Genomic DNA, 18,187 nt, shown 5'->3' with positions numbered 1-18,187 from the left:
CGATCTTTTGATCTGGCTTTTAACAAACAACGTCAAAAGATCGCAGCCTGCGGCAGCTCCTACAGGGAGCGTGGTGGTAACTTCAGAGGACGAACAGGTCGACGAAGCGGTTGACCGGGGTGGACTCCAGCCTGGTTTGATCTTTGCACAACGCGAAAATCTCGCCGCTGCGCTGGCCGGTGAAACGCGTGGCCAGATTGGCTTTGAACTTGTCCTCCAGCAACGGAATGCCCTCGGCACGGCGGCGACGGTGGCCGATCGGGTATTCCACCACGACGTTCTCGGTGCTGCTGCCGTCCTTGAAAAAAACCTGCACGGCGTTGGCAATCGAGCGCTTGTCGGGCTCCAGGTATTCGCGGGTGAAACGCGGTTCCTCGACGATGACCATTTTCTCGCGCAGCACATCGATGATCGGGTGCGCCTTGTGGAAATCGTCTTCGTATTGCTCGGCAACCAGATTGCCGAACGCCAGCGGCACGGCGGTCATGTACTGGATGCAGTGGTCACGGTCAGCAGCATTGGCCAGCGGCCCGACTTTGGAAATGATGCGAATCGCCGATTCGTGGGTGGTGATGACGATGCGGTCGATTTCGTGCAGACGATTGCGCACGTGCGGGTGCAAGGTCACCGCCGCTTCGCAGGCCGTCTGCGCATGGAATTCGGCGGGAAAACTGATCTTGAACAGGACGTTTTCCATCACGTAACTGCTGAACGAGCGTGAGAAACTGAAGGCGCGTTTGCCTTCGGGTTTCAGCGCCAGATCGTTGTTGGTGTGGCTGAACAGCACGTCATAAAAGCCCCACTGTTTCGCCGTCAGCACCCCGGGAATGCCCATCTCGCCGCGCATGGCGATGTCAGCCAGGCGCACGCCACGACTCGACGCATCCCCCGCCGCCCAGGATTTTCGCGAGCCGGCGTTGGGGGCATGACGATAAGTGCGCAGCGCTTGGCCGTCGGCGAATGCATGGGACAAGGCTGATAACAGTTGCTCGCGATTGGCGCCCATCAATTTTGCGGTGACGGCAGTGGAGGCGACTTTCACCAGGATGACGTGATCGAGTCCTACACGGTTGAAGGAGTTTTCCAGGGCGATCACGCCTTGAATCTCGTGAGCCATGATCATCGCTTCCAGCACATCGCGGATCGTCAGCGGCGCTTCAGCGTTGGCCACGCGTTTTTGCGAGAGATGATCGGCCACCGCGAGAATCGCGCCGAGGTTGTCCGACGGATGCCCCCATTCGGCGGCGAGCCAGGTGTCGTTGTAGTCGAGCCAGCGGACGATGCAGCCGATGTCCCACGCGGCTTTGACCGGGTCGAGACGATAGGAAGTGCCGGGGACGCGCGCGCCAAAAGGCACGACGGTACCTTCGACGATCGGGCCAAGATGCTTGGTGCATTCGGGAAAACGCAGGGCCAGCAGGCCGCAGCCGAGCGTGTCCATCAGACAATTGCGGGCAGTGTCCAGGGCTTCGGCAGAGGTGACTTTGAAGGTGAGGACGTAATCGGCGATGTCCTGCAGGACACGGTCGTAGTCGGGGCGGTTGTTCAGGTCGACGTTGGCGCTCATGTTCGATTCACTCTTGAAGTGGTTCGTTGATGGGACCTCGGTTCAGGCTGTGTTGGATTTTTATTATCGAAATGCAAACCCTGTAGGAGCTGCCGAAGGCTGCGATCTTTTGATCTTGACCTAAAAAACATAGATCAAAAGATCGCAGCCTTCGGCAGCTCCTACAGGTTGAAGCAATCCAGGGTGGCGTCAGGTGTTGGGTCAGAAAGAATCGCCCGGGACGCGGACGTAACCTTCCATCAGCACCCGAGCACTGCGGCTCATGATGGCTTTTTTGACGATCCACTCGCCGTTTTCCAGGCTGGCTTCAGCGCCAACCCGCAACGTCCCGGACGGATGTCCGAAGCGCACGGCATTGCGTTCAACGCCACCTGCAGCAAGGTTCACCAGCGTGCCGGAAATGGCCGCCGCCGTACCAATCGCCACCGCCGCCGTGCCCATCATCGCGTGGTGCAATTTGCCCATCGATAACGCGCGCACCAGCAAATCGACATCACCAGCGCCAATCGCCTTACCACTGGAAGCCACATAATCCGCAGGCTTGGCAACGAACGCGACTTTCGGCGTGTGTTGCCGTTTCGCCGCTTCGTCGAGATTGGCAATCAGGCCCATGCGCAGCGCGCCATACGCACGAATCGTTTCGAACATTTGCAATGCTTGCGGATCGCTGTTGATCGCGCCTTGCAGCTCGGTGCCGGTGTAGCCAATGTCTGCGGCGTTGACGAAAATCGTCGGAATGCCGGCGTTGATCATCGTCGCTTTGAACGTGCCGACACCCGGCACTTCCAGCTCATCGATCAGGTTACCGGTGGGGAACATCGAGCCAACACCGCCCTCTTCTTCCGCCGCCGGGTCCATGAATTCAACCTGCACTTCAGCGGCCGGAAAGGTCACGCCGTCGAGTTCGAAGTCACCGGTTTCCTGCACTTCGCCGTTGGTGATCGGCACGTGGGCGATGATCGTCTTGCCGATGTTGGCCTGCCACACGCGCACCACCGCAACACCGTTGTGCGGAATGCGGCTGGCATCGACCAGGTTGTTGCTGATGGCGAACGAACCGACCGCTGCCGAAAGGTTGCCGCAGTTGCCGCTCCAGTCGACGAAGGGCTTGTCGATGGAGACCTGACCGAACAGATAATCAACGTCGTGATCAGCCTTGAGGCTTTTCGACAGGATCACGGTTTTGCTCGTGCTTGAAGTGGCGCCGCCCATGCCGTCGATCTGCTTGTCGTACGGGTCGGGGCTGCCGATGACGCGCAGCAACAGAGCGTCGCGAACCGGGCCGGGAATCTGCGCCGCTTCGGGCAGATCCTTGAGGCTGAAAAACACGCCTTTGCTGGTGCCACCGCGCATGTAGGTGGCGGGAATCTTTATTTGTGGTGCGTGAGCCATGGTGCTCCTTATCCACAGGCGTGAGACCGAGACCTCACGCCTGCATCAGTAGATTTAAACGGCAACCGCCGACTCTTCAAGGAAGTCCTGAGCGAAGCGTTGCAACACGCCGCCGGCCTCGTAGATCGACACTTCTTCAGCGGTATCCAGACGGCAAGTCACCGGCACATCAACGCGCTCGCCGTTCTTGCGATGGATCACCAGCGTCAGGTCCGCGCGCGGTTTGCGCTCGCCGATCACGTCGTAGGTTTCGCTGCCGTCGATGGCCAAGGTGTGACGGTCGGTGCCCGCTTTGAACTCCAGGGGCAACACGCCCATGCCCACCAGGTTGGTGCGGTGAATGCGCTCGAAACCTTCAGCGGCAATCGCCTCGACACCGGCCAGACGCACGCCTTTCGCCGCCCAGTCGCGGGACGAACCCTGACCGTAATCGGCGCCGGCGATGATGATCAGCGGCTGCTTGCGCTCCATGTAGGTTTCGATGGCTTCCCACATGCGCATGACCTTGCCTTCCGGCTCGACACGCGCCAGCGAACCCTGTTTGACCTTGCCATTTTCCACAACCATTTCGTTGAACAGTTTCGGGTTGGCGAAGGTTGCGCGCTGCGCGGTCAAGTGGTCGCCACGGTGCGTGGCGTACGAGTTGAAGTCCTCTTCCGGCAAGCCCATTTTCGCCAGGTATTCGCCGGCGGCGCTGTCGAGCATGATTGCGTTGGATGGCGACAGGTGATCGGTGGTGATGTTGTCGGGCAGCACCGCCAGCGGGCGCATGCCTTTGAGCGGACGTGCGCCGGCCAGAGCGCCTTCCCAGTACGGCGGACGGCGGATGTAGGTGCTCATCTCGCGCCAGTCGTACAGCGGCGTGACTTTCGGGCCGGTGTCTTCGTGGACGGCGAACATCGGAATGTAGACCTGGCGGAATTGCTCAGGCTTGACCGAAGATTTCACCACGGCGTCGATTTCTTCGTCGCTCGGCCAGATGTCTTTCAGGCGGATTTCCTTGCCGTCGACCACGCCCAAGACATCCTTCTCGATATCGAAACGGATGGTCCCGGCGATGGCGTAAGCGACCACCAGCGGCGGCGAAGCGAGGAACGCTTGCTTGGCGTACGGGTGGATGCGGCCGTCGAAGTTGCGGTTGCCCGAGAGTACCGCAGTCGCATACAGATCGCGGTCGATGATCTCTTGCTGGATCACTGGATCGAGCGCACCGGACATGCCATTGCACGTGGTGCAGGCGAAGGCAACAACACCGAAACCGAGCTGCTCCAGTTCAGTGGTCAGCCCCGCTTCGTCAAGGTACAGCGCGACGGTTTTCGAGCCCGGCGCCAGCGAGGATTTCACCCACGGTTTGCGGGTCAGGCCGAGCTTGTTGGCGTTGCGCGCGAGCAGGCCAGCGGCGATGACATTGCGCGGGTTGCTGGTGTTGGTGCAACTGGTGATGGCGGCGATGATCACCGCGCCGTCAGGCATTTGCCCGGGGACTTCTTCCCACTGACCGGAGATGCCTTTGGCCGCCAGATCCGAGGTCGCGACGCGAGCGTGCGGGTTGCTCGGGCCGGCCATGTTGCGCACCACCGAAGACAAATCGAAAGTCAGACCGCGCTCGTATTGCGCGCCTTTCAGGCTGTCTGCCCACAGACCGGTGAGCTTGGCGTACTGCTCGACGAGCTGCACTTGCTGATCCTCACGACCGGTGAGTTTCAGGTAATCGATGGTCTGCTGGTCGATGTAGAACATCGCCGCCGTGGCGCCGTATTCCGGGGCCATGTTGGAGATGGTTGCGCGGTCGCCGAGGGTCAGCGCAGCGGCGCCTTCGCCGAAGAACTCGAGCCAGGCGCCGACGACCTTCTGTTTGCGCAGGTATTCGGTCAGCGCCAGCACCATGTCGGTGGCAGTGATGCCCGGTTGCAGCTTGCCGGTCAGTTCGACGCCGACGCTTTCCGGCAGACGCATCCACGACGCGCGACCGAGCATCACGCTCTCGGCTTCGAGGCCGCCAACACCGATGGCGATCACGCCCAAGGCATCGACGTGCGGGGTGTGACTGTCGGTGCCGACGCAGGTGTCGGGGAACGCGACGCCTTCACGTACCTGAATCACCGGAGACATTTTCTCCAGGTTGATCTGGTGCATGATGCCGTTGCCCGGCGGGATCACATCAACGTTCTTGAAAGCCTTTTTGGTCCAGTTGATGAAGTGGAAACGGTCTTCGTTGCGACGGTCTTCGATGGCGCGGTTTTTCTCGAACGCCTGCGCATCGAAACCACCGGCCTCGACGGCCAGCGAGTGGTCGACGATCAGTTGCGTCGGCACTACCGGGTTGACCTGCGCCGGGTCTCCGCCCTGTAAGGCGATGGCGTCGCGCAGGCCAGCGAGGTCGACCAACGCGGTCTGGCCGAGGATGTCGTGACAGACCACACGGGCCGGGAACCACGGGAAATCGAGGTCGCGTTTGCGTTCGATCAGTTGCTTGAGCGAATCGGTGAGCGTGGCCGGGTCGCAGCGACGCACGAGGTTTTCCGCCAGCACGCGGGAGGTGTACGGCAGGGTGTCGTAACTGCCGGGCTGAATCGCTTCGACCGCCGCGCGGGCGTCGAAATAATCCAGAGGGCTACCGGGCAGGGTTTTGCGGAATGCTGTGTTCATCGGGTCAGGACTCGGGTCACGGTGGTTGCAAAGGGTGATGCCTTCTCGCCGATCCCCCTTGTAGGAGCTGCCGAAGGCTGCGATCTGTTGATCTTGATCTTGAAAACAAAGATCAAAAGATCGCAGCCTTCGGCAGCTCCTACAGGGATTGCGATCAGCGGTTGGCACTCACCATTCAGCGACGTTCGATTGGCACGAACTTGCGCTGTTCGACGCCGATGTACTCGGCGCTTGGGCGGATGATGCGGTTGTTGGCGCGTTGTTCGAACACGTGCGCGGCCCAGCCGGTCAGGCGCGAGCAGACGAATATCGGCGTGAACAGGTTGGTCGGAATGCCCATGAAGTGATACGCCGAGGCATGGTAGAAATCGGCGTTGGGAAAGAGTTTTTTCTGTTCCCACATGGTCTTGTCGATCGCTTCCGAGACCGGAAACAGCACCTTGTCGCCGACTTCGTCAGCCAGCTGTTTCGCCCAGCCCTTGATCACTTCGTTGCGCGGGTCGCTGTCCTTATAGATCGCGTGGCCGAAGCCCATGATCTTGTCCTTGCGCTCAAGCATGCCGAGGGTGCCTTTGATCGCGTCTTCCGGCGACGAGAAGCGTTCGATCATCTCCATCGCCGCTTCGTTGGCGCCGCCGTGCAGCGGGCCACGCAGCGAACCGATGGCGGCGGTGACGCAGGAATACAGATCAGACAGGGTCGAGGCGCAAACGCGCGCAGTGAAGGTTGAGGCGTTGAATTCGTGCTCGGCGTAGAGGATCAGCGAAACGTTCATCACTTTCACGTGCAATTCGCTCGGCTTCTTGTCGTGCAGCAAGTGCAGGAAGTGGCCGCCGAGGGTTGGCTCGTCGCTGACGCAATTGATGCGTTTGCCGTCGTGGCTGAAGCGATACCAGTAGCACATGATCGCCGGGAATGCGGCGAGCAATCGGTCGGTCTTGTCGCGCTGTTCGGAGAAGTCTTTCTCCGGTTCGATATTGCCAAGGAACGAGCAACCGGTGCGCATCACGTCCATCGGGTGGGCGTCGGCGGGGATGCGCTCGAGGACTTCCTTCAGCGCTTGCGGCAGGTCGCGCAGCTTGCTCAGCTTGCCTTGGTATTCGTCGAGTTGCGCCTGGGTTGGCAGTTCGCCGTAAAGCAGCAGGTACGCGACTTCTTCAAATTGCGCATCAGCGGCCAGTTCGCGCACGTCGTAGCCGCGATAGGTCAGCCCGGCACCGGCCTGGCCCACGGTGGACAGTGCGGTTTGCCCGGCAACCTGGCCACGGAGCCCGGCGCCACTGAGTACTTTTGCTTCGGCCATTGTGTTCTCCAATCTTGAATTTGTTAGGGAGTGTGGCGAAAAGATCGCAGCCCCTTGCACTGTAGGAGCTGCCGCAGGCTGCGATCTTTTGATCTTTATTTCTTCGCAGCAAACAACGCATCGAGCTTCTGCTCGAACGTGTGGTAATCGATGCGATCGTAAAGCTCCATGCGAGTCTGCATGGTGTCGATGACATTCTGCTGCGTACCGTCGCGACGGATCGCCGTGTAAACGTTTTCCGCAGCCTTGTTCATCGCACGGAACGCCGACAGCGGATACAGCACCAGCGAAACATCGGCACCCGCCAGTTGCTCGGTGGTGTACAGCGGCGTCGAGCCGAACTCGGTGATGTTGGCCAGAATCGGCGCTTTCACGCGGTTGGCGAACAGCTTGTACATCTCCAGCTCAGTGATGGCTTCCGGGAAAATCATGTCGGCGCCAGCCTCGATGCACGCTGCTGCGCGATCGAGTGCCGATTCCAGCCCCTCCACCGCCAGCGCATCGGTGCGCGCCATGATCACAAAGCTGTCATCGGTGCGCGCGTCGACGGCGGCTTTGATGCGGTCGACCATTTCCTGCTGGCTGACAATCTCTTTATTAGGACGGTGGCCACAGCGTTTGGCGCCGACCTGATCCTCGATGTGAATCGCCGCCGCGCCGAACTTGATCATCGACTTGACCGTGCGCGCCACGTTGAACGCCGACGAGCCGAACCCGGTGTCGACGTCGACCAGCAGCGGCAGATCGCAAACATCGGTGATGCGGCGCACGTCGGTCAGCACATCATCCAGACCGGTGATGCCCAGATCCGGCACGCCGAGCGAGCCTGCAGCCACCCCGCCACCGGACAGGTAGATCGCCTTGAAACCGGCGCGCTTGGCCAGCAACGCGTGATTGGCGTTGATCGCGCCGACCACCTGCAATGGATGCTCGCTGGCGACCGCATCGCGGAAACGCTGGCCTGGAGTGCTGTACTTGGAACTCATGACTCACCTCGTTCAGTGGCTGTCTTATTGTGGGCGCCGTCCTGGTAATGACGGGCGATATTGCGTTTCGAGGCGCCGATGTGACGGCGCATCAACAATTCCGCGAGCTCGCCGTCACGGTCGGCGATGGCATCGAGAATCCGGTGGTGTTCGGCAAAGGCCTGGCGCGGACGGTTCGGCGTTGTAGAAAACTGGATGCGGTACATGCGCACCAGTTGATACAGCTCGCCGCAGAGCATCTGCGTCAGCGTGCGGTTGCCGCTGCCCTGGATGATCCGGTAGTGAAAGTCGAAATCGCCCTCCTGCTGGTAGTAGCCAACGCCGGCCTGAAACGCCGCGTCGCGTTCGTGGGTTTCCAGTACGCGACGCAGTTCGTCGATTTCTTCGACGCTCATGCGTTCGGCCGCCAGACGGCAGGCCATGCCTTCGAGGGATTCGCGGATTTCATAGAGTTCGAGCAATTCGGCGTGGCTGAGTGAGACAACCCGTGCGCCGACGTGCGGTACACGCACCAGCAGGCGCTGGCCTTCGAGACGGTGAATCGCCTCACGCAACGGCCCACGGCTGATGCCGTAGGTGCGCGCCAGCTCCGGCTCGGAGATCTTGCTGCCCGGGGCGATCTCGCCTTTGACGATGGCCGCCTGAATACGCCGGAAGACGTTTTCCGAGAGCGTCTCGGAATCGTCGCCGCTGATGACCGGGGGATCGAGTTGATCCAGCATGATTGTCGACACCTTTAAATCCAATGCGGCAAAAACTAGCCAATTAGACCGCATCAGTCAAAGGATAAATGGGTATTGTCGACAATCGTCTAATACCCTTAAAAGAACGCAGCCTGCGGCAGCTCCTACAGGGATCAGTGTAGGAGCTGCCGAAGGCTGCGATCTTTTGATCTTCCATAGACCGCCCCCAGCGCTGGCGCCATAAAACCACCGTGCTAGAATGCCGCCCGCATTTGCTGGCCATTTGTACGGCTTGTCATAAAAAGCTGATAGGCACACGAAGGGCCTTGCGCAAGTTTTGCCAGGGACCTGAACCGACAACGGAACGCTGCGCACCAGGATTTATGAGACTCAAGCCCTTCCCCACATTCTTCGCCCTGTTTTGCCTGCCCGGCCTTGCCGCCGCGGGGGAAAAAACCGTGTACGGCCTCAACGAATACGCTTCGCTTGACGGCATCAATCTCGAAGTCGCGGCCAAACTCGACACCGGCGCGAAAACCGCCTCGCTGAGTGCCCGCGATATCAAACGTTTTAAACGCAACGGTGAGTCCTGGGTACGTTTCTACTTGGCCATCGACGCCGCGCATTCGCACCCGATCGAACGGCCGCTGGCCCGGGTCAGCAAGATCAAGCGCCGCGCCGGCGATTACGACCCGGAAGAAGGCAAGAAGTACACCGCCCGTCCGGTGATCGAGCTGGATATCTGCATGGGCACGGCGCTGCGCAGCATCGAAGTGAACCTGACCGACCGAAGTGCGTTCCAATATCCGCTTTTGATTGGCTCCGAGGCGCTGAAACGCTTCGACGCGCTGGTCGACCCCAGTCTTAAATACGCTGCCGGCAAACCCGCCTGCACCATCGCCGCTCATACCGCCGAGTAATTTCCATGCGTTCTCTAACCTTCCACCTGAAAATCCTGATCACCATTCTGGTGCTGCTGGGCGTTTCGGTTACGGCCTATCAGATTTTCGTGCTCGGCATCCCGGTGACCGAAGACGCGACCGACGACTTGTGGAACATCGACGCCAAGGTCGAGTTCGTCGCCAGCACCAAAGACCCGGTGAAGATCCAGATGTTTGTGCCACCGCTGAGCCGCGACTACGTCAGCCTCAACGAGAGTTTTATCTCCAATAACTACGGCGTCGCCGTGAACCGTGTCGACGGCAACCGCAAGGTGACCTGGTCGGCGCGCCGGGCCAAGGGCAACCAGACCCTTTATTACCGTCTGGTGCTGACCAAGCGCTATACCGCTGAAAAAACCAAGATCAAAGGCCCGACCTTCCGCGACAGCATCGCCATCGAAGGCCCGGAAAAAATCGCCGCTGAAGCCCTGCTCGCGCCGATCCGCCAACACTCTGCCGACGTCGAAACTTTCATCGGCGAAGCGATCAAACGCGTCAACAACCTCAACGATGACAACGTGAAACTGCTGCTGGCCGGCGATCCGTCGACCGCGCACAAAGCCAAAATCGTCGAACTGCTGCTGTCGATCGCCCACGTGCCGGTGGAAAAAGTCCACACCATCCGCCTCGTCGCCGACCAGCCGCAAATGCCCGAACTGTGGCTGCGCAGCTTCAACGGTAACGACTGGCTGTACTTCAACCCGGAAACCGGCGAGCAAGGCCTGCCGACCGACCGCCTGCTGTGGTGGACCGGCGATGAAAACCTGATCACCGTCGACGGTGGCAAGAAAGCCAACGTGACCTTCAGCCTGAACAACAGCGAGATGAACGCGATTCGTCTGGCCAAGCTGACCGACGAAAACACCGACGCCAACTTCCTCGAATACTCGCTGTACGGCTTACCGCTGCAGACCCAGCAGACTTTCATGATCATGGTGATGATCCCGATCGGCGTGCTGGTGATTCTGATCCTGCGCAACCTGATCGGCCTGCAAACCCTCGGCACGTTCACCCCGGTACTGATCGCCCTCGCCTTCCGCGAAACGCAGTTGGGTTTTGGCATTCTGTTGTTTACGGTGATCACGGCGCTGGGGCTGTCATTACGTTCTTACCTGGAACACCTGAAGCTGCAAATGCTGCCGCGACTGTCGGTGGTGTTGACCTTTGTCGTGGTGCTGATCGCGGCGATCAGCCTGTTCAGTCATAAACTCGGTCTGGAGCGCGGCTTGTCCGTGGCGTTGTTCCCGATGGTGATTCTGACCATGACCATCGAACGCCTGTCGATCACCTGGGAAGAACGCGGCGCCAGCCATGCGATGAAAGTGGCGATCGGCACGCTGTTCGCGGCGTCCCTGGCGCACCTGATCATGACCGTGCCTGAACTGGTTTACTTCGTGTTCACCTTCCCGGCGATCCTGCTGATTCTGGTCGGCTTCATGCTGGCGATGGGTCGTTATCGCGGCTACCGCCTGACCGAACTGGTGCGCTTCAAGGCTTTCCTGAAGAAGGCTGACGCCTGATGTTCGGTTTCTGGAAGACCTGGAAGGCGCTGGAAGCGCGGGGGATCATGGGCATCAATCGGCGAAACGCCGACTACGTGCTCAAGTACAACAAGCGCAGCCTGTACCCGATCGTCGATGACAAGATCATCACCAAGGAACGCGCGATCGAGGCCGGCATCCACGTGCCGGAATTGTATGGCGTGATCTCCACCGAGAAGGAAATCGACAAGCTCGGCGAGATCATCGGCGGGCGCAGCGACTTCGTGATCAAGCCTGCGCAGGGTGCTGGCGGTGACGGCATTATCGTCGTCGCCGACCGTTTCGAAGGCCGCTATCGCACGGTGTCGGGCAAGATCATTGCCCACGAAGAGCTTGAGCATCACATCTCGAGCATCCTCACTGGCCTGTATTCACTGGGCGGCCACCGCGACCGGGCGCTGATCGAATACCGGGTGACCCCGGATCAGATCTTCAAAAGCATCAGCTACGAAGGCGTGCCGGACATCCGCATCATCGTCTTGATGGGCTACCCGGTGATGGCGATGCTGCGCCTGCCGACCCGGCAGTCCGGCGGCAAGGCCAACCTGCACCAGGGCGCCATCGGCGTTGGTGTCGATCTGGCCACCGGTCTGACCTTGCGCGGCACCTGGCTGAACAACATCATCACCAAACACCCCGACACCACCAACGCGGTGGATGGCGTGCAACTGCCCTACTGGGACGGTTTCATGAAACTCGCGGCCGGCTGTTATGAGCTGTGTGGGTTGGGGTATATCGGCGTTGATATGGTGCTGGATCAGGAGAAAGGCCCGCTGATTCTGGAGCTGAATGCGCGGCCGGGGTTGAATATTCAGATTGCTAACGACTGTGGGCTAACGTTGCGTACCCATGCGGTTGAGGCGCGGCTGGAAGAGCTGAAGGCGCGTGGGGTGGTCGAGACGGCTGAAGAGCGAGTGGCGTTTACTCAGGAAATGTTTGGGCATATTCCCGCCGTCGAAGGCTGATCTCCCCCGATGATCGTTCCCACGCTCTGCGTGGGAATGCATCCCGTGACGCTCCGCGTCACAGTGGACGCAGAGCGTCCATGGCGGCGTTACCACGCAGAGCGTGGGAACGATCAGTAAAACCCCGATCTGCTCCCTTTCCCCTCGCCCCCTTGGGGGCGGTCCGACGTTTCGGGAGGGCTGGGGTGAGGGGGTGGCTTTTGACTTTGATCTGGCATCGGAGAGGACTACAATCCCCACCCCGCCTCAACGGCCGATCTGCCTCGCCCATGCTGACCTGTTCCGTACACCCGCTGCCCTACCGAGCCAATCCCGCCGACTACTTCGCGGCCATCCGCAATGCCCCCGGTGCCGTACTGCTCGACAGCGGCCGGCCAAGTGCCGACCGTGGCCGTTATGACTTGCTCAGCGCCTGGCCGCTGGAACAACTGGCAGTGTTGCCGGACGAGAGCGGCAGTGATTTCCTGCAACGGTTGCGCGACAATCTGAGTCGCCTCGGCGAGGCTGATTTGCCAGTGGGTTTAGAGCTGCCGTTTGCTGGCGGTTTGATTGGTTACCTGAGCTACGACTTCGGTCGGCATCTGGAACACCTGCCGAGTCAGGCCGGCGATGACCTGCAATTGCCGGACGCGCGTTTCGGCCTGTACGACTGGGCGCTGATCAGCGATCACCAGACGGCGACCAGTCAACTGGTCTTTCACCCGTCCGTGATCGACAGCGAGAAACAGCGGCTGATTTTGTTGTTCACGCAGCCAGTCGTTAGTGCTTTAACCCCGTTCAAGCTCAACAACCCGATGGCCGCTGACCTCTCGGCCGACGATTACCGTCAGGCGTTCGAACGCATTCAGCACTACATTCAGGCCGGCGATTGTTATCAGGTCAACTTCGCCCAGCGCTTTCGCGCGTCGTGCCAGGGCGATCCGTGGCTGGCCTACTGCAAATTGCGCGAAGCCTGCCCGACCCCGTTCTCCGGTTTCCAGAGCTTGCCCGACGGCGGCGCGGTGTTGAGCCTGTCGCCGGAGCGCTTTGTCAAAGTCAGCCAGCGTCAGGTCGAAACCCGCCCCATCAAAGGCACTCGCCCGCGAGGTCTCACGCCGGCCGAAGACGCTGCCAACGCCGCCGAACTGCTGGCCAGCCCCAAGGATCGCGCGGAAAACCTGATGATCGTTGATCTGCTGCGCAACGACCTCGGCCGCACCTGCCGCATTGGTTCGGTGCGGGTGCCGGAGTTGTTCAGTCTGGAAAGCTATCCAAACGTGCATCACTTGGTCAGCAGCGTGACTGGTGAACTGGCGGATGACCGCGATGCACTGGATTTGATTGCCGGCAGCTTCCCTGGCGGCTCGATCACCGGCGCGCCGAAGATTCGTGCGATGCAGATCATTGATGAACTGGAGCCGACCCGGCGCGGATTGTATTGCGGCTCGTTGCTGTACCTGGACGTGCGCGGCGAGATGGACAGCTCCATCGCGATTCGCAGTCTGTTGGTCAAGGATGGGCAGGTGTGCTGCTGGGGCGGTGGCGGGATTGTCGCGGATTCTGATTGGCAGGCCGAGTATCAGGAGTCGATTACCAAAGTCAGAATCCTCCTCGAAACCCTGCAAAACCTCTGAGTAATGATCGTTCCCACGCTCCGCGTGGGAATGCATCCCGGGACGCTCGGCGTCCCATCCAAAGCCGAACGCGGAGCGTCCGTTGAGGCATTCCCACGCAGAGCGTGGGAACGATCATTTAGCCAGGCTTACAGGCTGAGGTCGCGGTTGGAGGCTTTGAGGAATTCCTGCTTAAGGTCGGCGAAGGTGTGCACCGCCGGAAACTGCGGAAACTCGCGAATCACATTCTCCGGCGCATGGAACAGAATCCCCGCATCGGCCTCGCCCAGCATCGTCGTATCGTTATACGAATCCCCCGCCGCAATCACCCGGTAATACAGGCTCTTGAACGCCAGCACCGACTGGCGCTTCGGATCTTTCTGGCGCAACTGATAGCTGGTCACCCGCCCGGTTTCGTCAGTGATCAGACGATGGCACAGCAACGTCGGGAAGCCCAACTGACGCATCAGCGGCTGTGAGAACTCGTAGAACGTATCCGACAGAATCACCACCTGAAAGCGCTCACGCAGCCAGTTGACGAACTCCACCGCGCCGTCCAGCGGCTTCAGCGTGGCGATCACTTCCTGAATGTCGGCGAGCTTCAGGCCGTGCTCGTCGAGGATGCGCAGACGCTGCTTCATCAGCACGTCGTAATCGGGAATGTCCCGGGTGGTGGCCTTGAGGGAGTCGATTCCGGTTTTTTCGGCGAAGGCGATCCAGATTTCCGGCACCAACACCCCTTCAAGATCCAGGCAAGCAATTTCCACAAGACACTCCCGTTTGTATTGATTATTTGAGTCGAGCGAGGCCGAACTCTAGCGACTCAAATCCACTCGCGCAACGCACAGCACGCCCCGAGTCACGCAGCTTTTTGTTACCATCGGCCCCATATAGAGCGCCCAGCGCCACCGACCTGTAGGAAGCCGCCCTGATGAGTGCAACGTTCGACGTCGTGGAACTCGCCACGACCTATGCCAACAAATCCGCGCAAGAGATTCTCAAACTCGCCTTTGCCGAGTTCGGCGATGACTTGTGGATATCTTTCAGCGGCGCCGAGGATGTGGTGCTGGTGGACATGGCCTGGAAGCTCAACAAGAACGTCAAGGTGTTCAGCCTCGACACCGGCCGCCTGCACCCGGAAACCTACCGCTTCATTGATCAGGTGCGCGAGCACTACAAGATCGACATCGAACTGGTGTCGCCGGACTACACGAAACTGGAACCGTTCGTGAAGGAAAAAGGCCTGTTCAGTTTCTACAAGGACGGCCACGGCGAATGCTGCGGCATCCGCAAGATCGAGCCGCTGCGGCGCAAATTGTCCGACGTCAAAGCCTGGGCCACCGGCCAGCGCCGCGACCAGAGCCCGGGCACTCGCAGTGCCGTGGCAGTGATGGAAATCGATACAGCGTTCTCCACCCCGGAGCGCACGTTGTACAAGTTCAATCCGTTGGCGCAGATGACCAGTGAAGAGATCTGGGGTTACATCCGCATGCTCGAACTGCCGTACAACAGCCTGCATGAGCGCGGTTTCATCAGCATCGGCTGCGAACCGTGCACCCGCCCTGTCCTGCCGAACCAGCACGAGCGCGAAGGCCGTTGGTGGTGGGAAGAAGCAACGCAGAAAGAGTGTGGGCTGCATGCCGGTAACATCATCAGCAAATCCAACAGCTAAAAGATCGCAGCCTGCGGCAGCTCCTACAGGTGACCGCATTGCCATGTAGGAGCTGCCGCAGGCTGCGATCTTTTGACCTCAAAAAATGTGTACACATAAATGTCACCATCGGTGCCATTTATGTGTGCACTTTTTTGTTTCCGCGCCCTGAAAAGTTACATCCCGCCTGCAAAACGCTCACTCCGATCCGCGATGAAATTCCCGCGCCAAAAATAAATACCTGTTCAATCGGTCAATTTATAACCACTTATTTTCAGATACTTAGCGTGCTTCGATAACTTTTCGAAATGAGCACGGCTGTGCATAGATCGCCAACTGGCACAAAACTGGCTTAAGTGCATACATGTTTTGTATACAAAACTGCAAAACATAAACACTTTCGATCCGCAAGCCTGAAGCGCCCTATCCCGTACAGGCTGCAGATGCCCCGTAACCAGTGATGCTTTCACTGCCGCGACGAAGATTTGTCGAGCCTGACGGCTTATGCACAGTCATCGCGGCCCTGAACATCAGGAGCCTGCCGGAATGCGTACAAGTCTCTCGAATAACATCGCGCTGAATCTGCCCGCCTCTGCCCTTGATCAACCGTTGCCCTACGACGGTCTGAGCGAGCCGTTACAGCTCAGCCCTCGCCTGCACAACAGCGACCTGGCGCCCACCAAGGCCGAAGGTCGACGCTGGGGCAAATACAGCATCTTCGCCCTGTGGACCAACGATGTGCACAACATCGCCAACTACTCCTTCGCCATTGGCTTGTACGCATTGGGCCTGGGTGGCTGGCAGATTCTGTTGTCGCTGGGGATCGGCGCGGCGCTGGTGTACTTTTTCATGAACCTGTCCGGCTACATGGGGCAGAAAACCGGCGTACCGTTTCCTGTGATCAGCCGGATCAGTTTCGGCATTCACGGCGCGCAAATTCCTGCACTGATCAGGGCGGTTATCGCCATCGCCTGGTTCGGCATTCAGACGTATCTGGCCTCGGTGGTGTTCCGCGTGCTGCTGACGGCGGTGCATCCCGGCTTCGCTGAATACGATCACAACTCGATTCTTGGCCTGTCGACCTTGGGCTGGGTGTGCTTCGTGGCGATCTGGTTCGTGCAACTGGCGATCCTCGCCTACGGCATGGAAATGGTCCGCCGATACGAGGCGTTCGCCGGGCCGGTGATTCTGCTGACCGTCGCCGCCCTCGCCGCGTGGATGTACTTCCAGGCCAACGCGACCATCGCCTGGTCGACCCGCGATCCACTGACCGGTGGCGAGATGTGGCGCAACATCTTTGCCGGCGGTGCGTTGTGGCTGGCGATCTACGGCACATTGATCCTCAACTTCTGCGACTTCGCCCGCTCTTCGCCGTGCCGCAAGACCATCAAGGTAGGAAACTTCTGGGGTTTGCCGGTGAATATTCTGGTGTTTGCCGCGATTACCGTGCTGCTCTGCGGTGCGCAATTTCAGATCAATGGCCGGATCATCGAAAGCCCGACCGAGATCATTGCGTCGATCCCCAACACCTTCTTCCTGGTGCTCGGTTGCCTGGCGTTCCTGATCGTCACCGTTGCGGTGAACATCATGGCCAACTTCGTTGCCCCGGCATTTGTCCTCAGCAACCTCGCGCCGAAGTACCTGACCTTCCGCCGCGCCGGACTGATCAGCGCCACCATCGCCGTGTTGATCCTGCCGTGGAATCTCTACAACAGCCCGCTGGTGATCGTCTATTTCCTGTCCGGCCTCGGCGCCCTGCTAGGCCCGTTGTACGGGGTGATCATGGTCGACTACTGGCTGATCCGCAAAGGCCGGGTCAACGTCCCGCAGCTCTACAGTGAAGATCCCAACGGCGCTTATTACTACAGCCACGGGGTCAATTTCCGCGCTGTCGCGGCGTTTATTCCTGCGGCGTTGATCGCCATCGTCCTCGCGCTCGTTCCCGGTTTCCACAGTGTCTCGCCGTTCTCCTGGCTGATCGGTGCCGGCATCGCCGGAATGCTCTACCTGATCATCGCCAAGCGTCAGCCGCACTACGCCGACATCAGTGGCGAATCGATTGCGGTCGACAACGTCTGCCATTAACTCCCTCGCGGCCCGGGCCTCGGGCCGCAGAACTGCCCGCTATAAGGATTTCCCCATGCGTATTCTCGTGGTCAACGTCAACACCACCGAATCCATCACCGAGGCCATCGCGCGCTCGGCGCAGGCTGTTGCGTCACCCGGTACCGAAATCATTGGCCTGACGCCGTATTTCGGCGCCGATTCGATTGAAGGTAACTTCGAAAGCTATTTGGCCGCCATCGCCGTGATGGATCGGGTGATGTCCTACGATCAGCCGTTCGACGCAGTGATTCAGGCCGGTTATGGCGAGCATGGCCGGGAAGGCTTGCAGGAATTGCTCAACGTGCCGGTGGTGGACATCACTGATGCGGCGGCGAGTACCGCGATGTTTCTGGGCCACGCGTATTCGGTGGTGACCACGCTGGATCGCACCGTGCCGCTGATTGAGGATCGGTTGAAATTGTCTGGCCTGTGGGATCGTTGCGCATCGGTGCGGGCCAGTGGCTTGGCGGTGCTGGAATTGGAACACGAGCCGCAGCGTGCGCTGGAAGCGATCGTTCATCAGGCTGAACTGGCGGTGACGCAGGATAAAGCCGAGGTGATTTGCCTGGGTTGCGGCGGCATGGCCGGGCTGGATGAGCAAATTCGTCGACGCACGGGTGTGCCAGTGGTGGATGGCGTGACGGCGGCGGTGACGATTGCCGAATCGCTGGTGCGCTTGCGCTTGTCGACGTCGAAAGTGCGGACTTATGCAACGCCACGGCCGAAGAACATTATTGGCTGGCCGGGGCGGTTTGCCCGGTAGACCGCGTTATCGTTGATCGCGAGCAGGCTCACTCCTACAAAGGGGACG

Annotated in this window: 14 protein-coding genes; 7 read left to right on the top strand and 7 right to left on the bottom strand. The window is 59.9% G+C overall.

Annotated features, from left to right (window positions below; all coding sequences use genetic code 11):
- Positions 1–82: 82 nt before the first annotated feature.
- The 6 genes from prpD to PMI37_RS11810 form a co-directional block, all read right to left on the bottom strand.
- Positions 83–1,567: a 2-methylcitrate dehydratase gene (gene prpD / locus PMI37_RS11835; RefSeq protein ID WP_008081009.1), complete on the bottom strand. Its 1,485-nt coding sequence runs from the start codon at positions 1,565–1,567 to the stop codon at positions 83–85.
- A gap of 201 nt (positions 1,568–1,768) precedes the next feature.
- A complete protein-coding gene (gene prpF / locus PMI37_RS11830) occupies positions 1,769–2,959 on the bottom strand; it encodes a 2-methylaconitate cis-trans isomerase PrpF (RefSeq protein ID WP_008081006.1) in 1,191 nt (396 codons plus the stop codon).
- A gap of 54 nt (positions 2,960–3,013) precedes the next feature.
- Positions 3,014–5,608, bottom strand: coding sequence for a Fe/S-dependent 2-methylisocitrate dehydratase AcnD (acnD, locus tag PMI37_RS11825; protein WP_008081003.1), 2,595 nt, complete (start codon positions 5,606–5,608; stop codon positions 3,014–3,016).
- Between the two features lie 175 nt (positions 5,609–5,783).
- Positions 5,784–6,911: a bifunctional 2-methylcitrate synthase/citrate synthase gene (gene prpC, locus PMI37_RS11820; RefSeq protein WP_008081002.1), complete on the bottom strand. Its 1,128-nt coding sequence runs from the start codon at positions 6,909–6,911 to the stop codon at positions 5,784–5,786.
- Between the two features lie 95 nt (positions 6,912–7,006).
- Entirely contained in the window at positions 7,007–7,897 is an 891-nt protein-coding gene (prpB, locus tag PMI37_RS11815; RefSeq protein WP_008081001.1) for a methylisocitrate lyase, read from the bottom strand.
- Positions 7,894–8,616, bottom strand: a complete 723-nt coding sequence (locus tag PMI37_RS11810; RefSeq protein WP_172828118.1) for a GntR family transcriptional regulator — start codon at positions 8,614–8,616, stop codon at positions 7,894–7,896. Before PMI37_RS11810 ends, prpB begins: the two co-directional genes overlap by 4 nt.
- 347 nt (positions 8,617–8,963) lie before the next feature.
- Here PMI37_RS11810 and rloA point away from each other — a divergent pair, with 347 nt between their 5' ends.
- From rloA to pabB, 4 genes are all read left to right on the top strand, one after another.
- Positions 8,964–9,500: a retropepsin-like aspartic peptidase RloA gene (gene rloA, locus PMI37_RS11805; RefSeq protein WP_008081000.1), complete on the top strand. Its 537-nt coding sequence runs from the start codon at positions 8,964–8,966 to the stop codon at positions 9,498–9,500.
- A 5-nt stretch (positions 9,501–9,505) separates the two neighbouring features.
- Positions 9,506–11,041, top strand: coding sequence for an osmotic stress tolerance membrane protein RloB (gene rloB / locus PMI37_RS11800; protein ID WP_008080999.1), 1,536 nt, complete (start codon positions 9,506–9,508; stop codon positions 11,039–11,041).
- Complete coding sequence (locus tag PMI37_RS11795; protein ID WP_008080998.1) at positions 11,041–12,027, top strand: alpha-L-glutamate ligase-like protein; 987 nt, start codon at positions 11,041–11,043, stop codon at positions 12,025–12,027. Before rloB ends, PMI37_RS11795 begins: the two co-directional genes overlap by 1 nt.
- 269 nt (positions 12,028–12,296) lie before the next feature.
- Positions 12,297–13,640 carry an aminodeoxychorismate synthase component I gene (gene pabB / locus PMI37_RS11790; RefSeq protein WP_008080996.1) on the top strand — a complete coding sequence of 448 codons (1,344 nt, stop codon included), beginning with the start codon at positions 12,297–12,299 and terminating at the stop codon, positions 13,638–13,640.
- Between the two features lie 128 nt (positions 13,641–13,768).
- Here pabB and thrH read toward each other — a convergent pair whose 3' ends face one another.
- The gene (thrH, locus tag PMI37_RS11785; RefSeq protein WP_008080995.1) at positions 13,769–14,386 is read right to left on the bottom strand and encodes a bifunctional phosphoserine phosphatase/homoserine phosphotransferase ThrH; all 618 of its coding nucleotides are present in this window, start codon (positions 14,384–14,386) and stop codon (positions 13,769–13,771) included.
- A gap of 164 nt (positions 14,387–14,550) precedes the next feature.
- Between thrH and PMI37_RS11780 the strand changes: the two genes are divergently transcribed.
- From PMI37_RS11780 to PMI37_RS11770, 3 genes are all read left to right on the top strand, one after another.
- Positions 14,551–15,291 (top strand): phosphoadenylyl-sulfate reductase, encoded by a 741-nt coding sequence (locus tag PMI37_RS11780; protein WP_008080994.1) that lies wholly within the window; start codon positions 14,551–14,553, stop codon positions 15,289–15,291.
- Between the two features lie 525 nt (positions 15,292–15,816).
- On the top strand, positions 15,817–17,355 hold the full coding sequence (locus PMI37_RS11775; RefSeq protein ID WP_008080993.1) for an NCS1 family nucleobase:cation symporter-1: 1,539 nt from the start codon (positions 15,817–15,819) through the stop codon (positions 17,353–17,355).
- Between the two features lie 55 nt (positions 17,356–17,410).
- A complete protein-coding gene (locus PMI37_RS11770) occupies positions 17,411–18,139 on the top strand; it encodes an aspartate/glutamate racemase family protein (protein WP_008080992.1) in 729 nt (242 codons plus the stop codon).
- The last annotated feature ends 48 nt before the right edge of the window (positions 18,140–18,187 follow it).

The organism is Pseudomonas sp. GM80, from assembly GCF_000282515.1.
In the GTDB taxonomy this organism is placed as follows: Bacteria; Pseudomonadota; Gammaproteobacteria; order Pseudomonadales; family Pseudomonadaceae; genus Aquipseudomonas.
The sequence above is the reverse complement of the archived record's forward strand: the minus strand, read 5'-3'. Positions and strand labels throughout refer to the sequence as shown.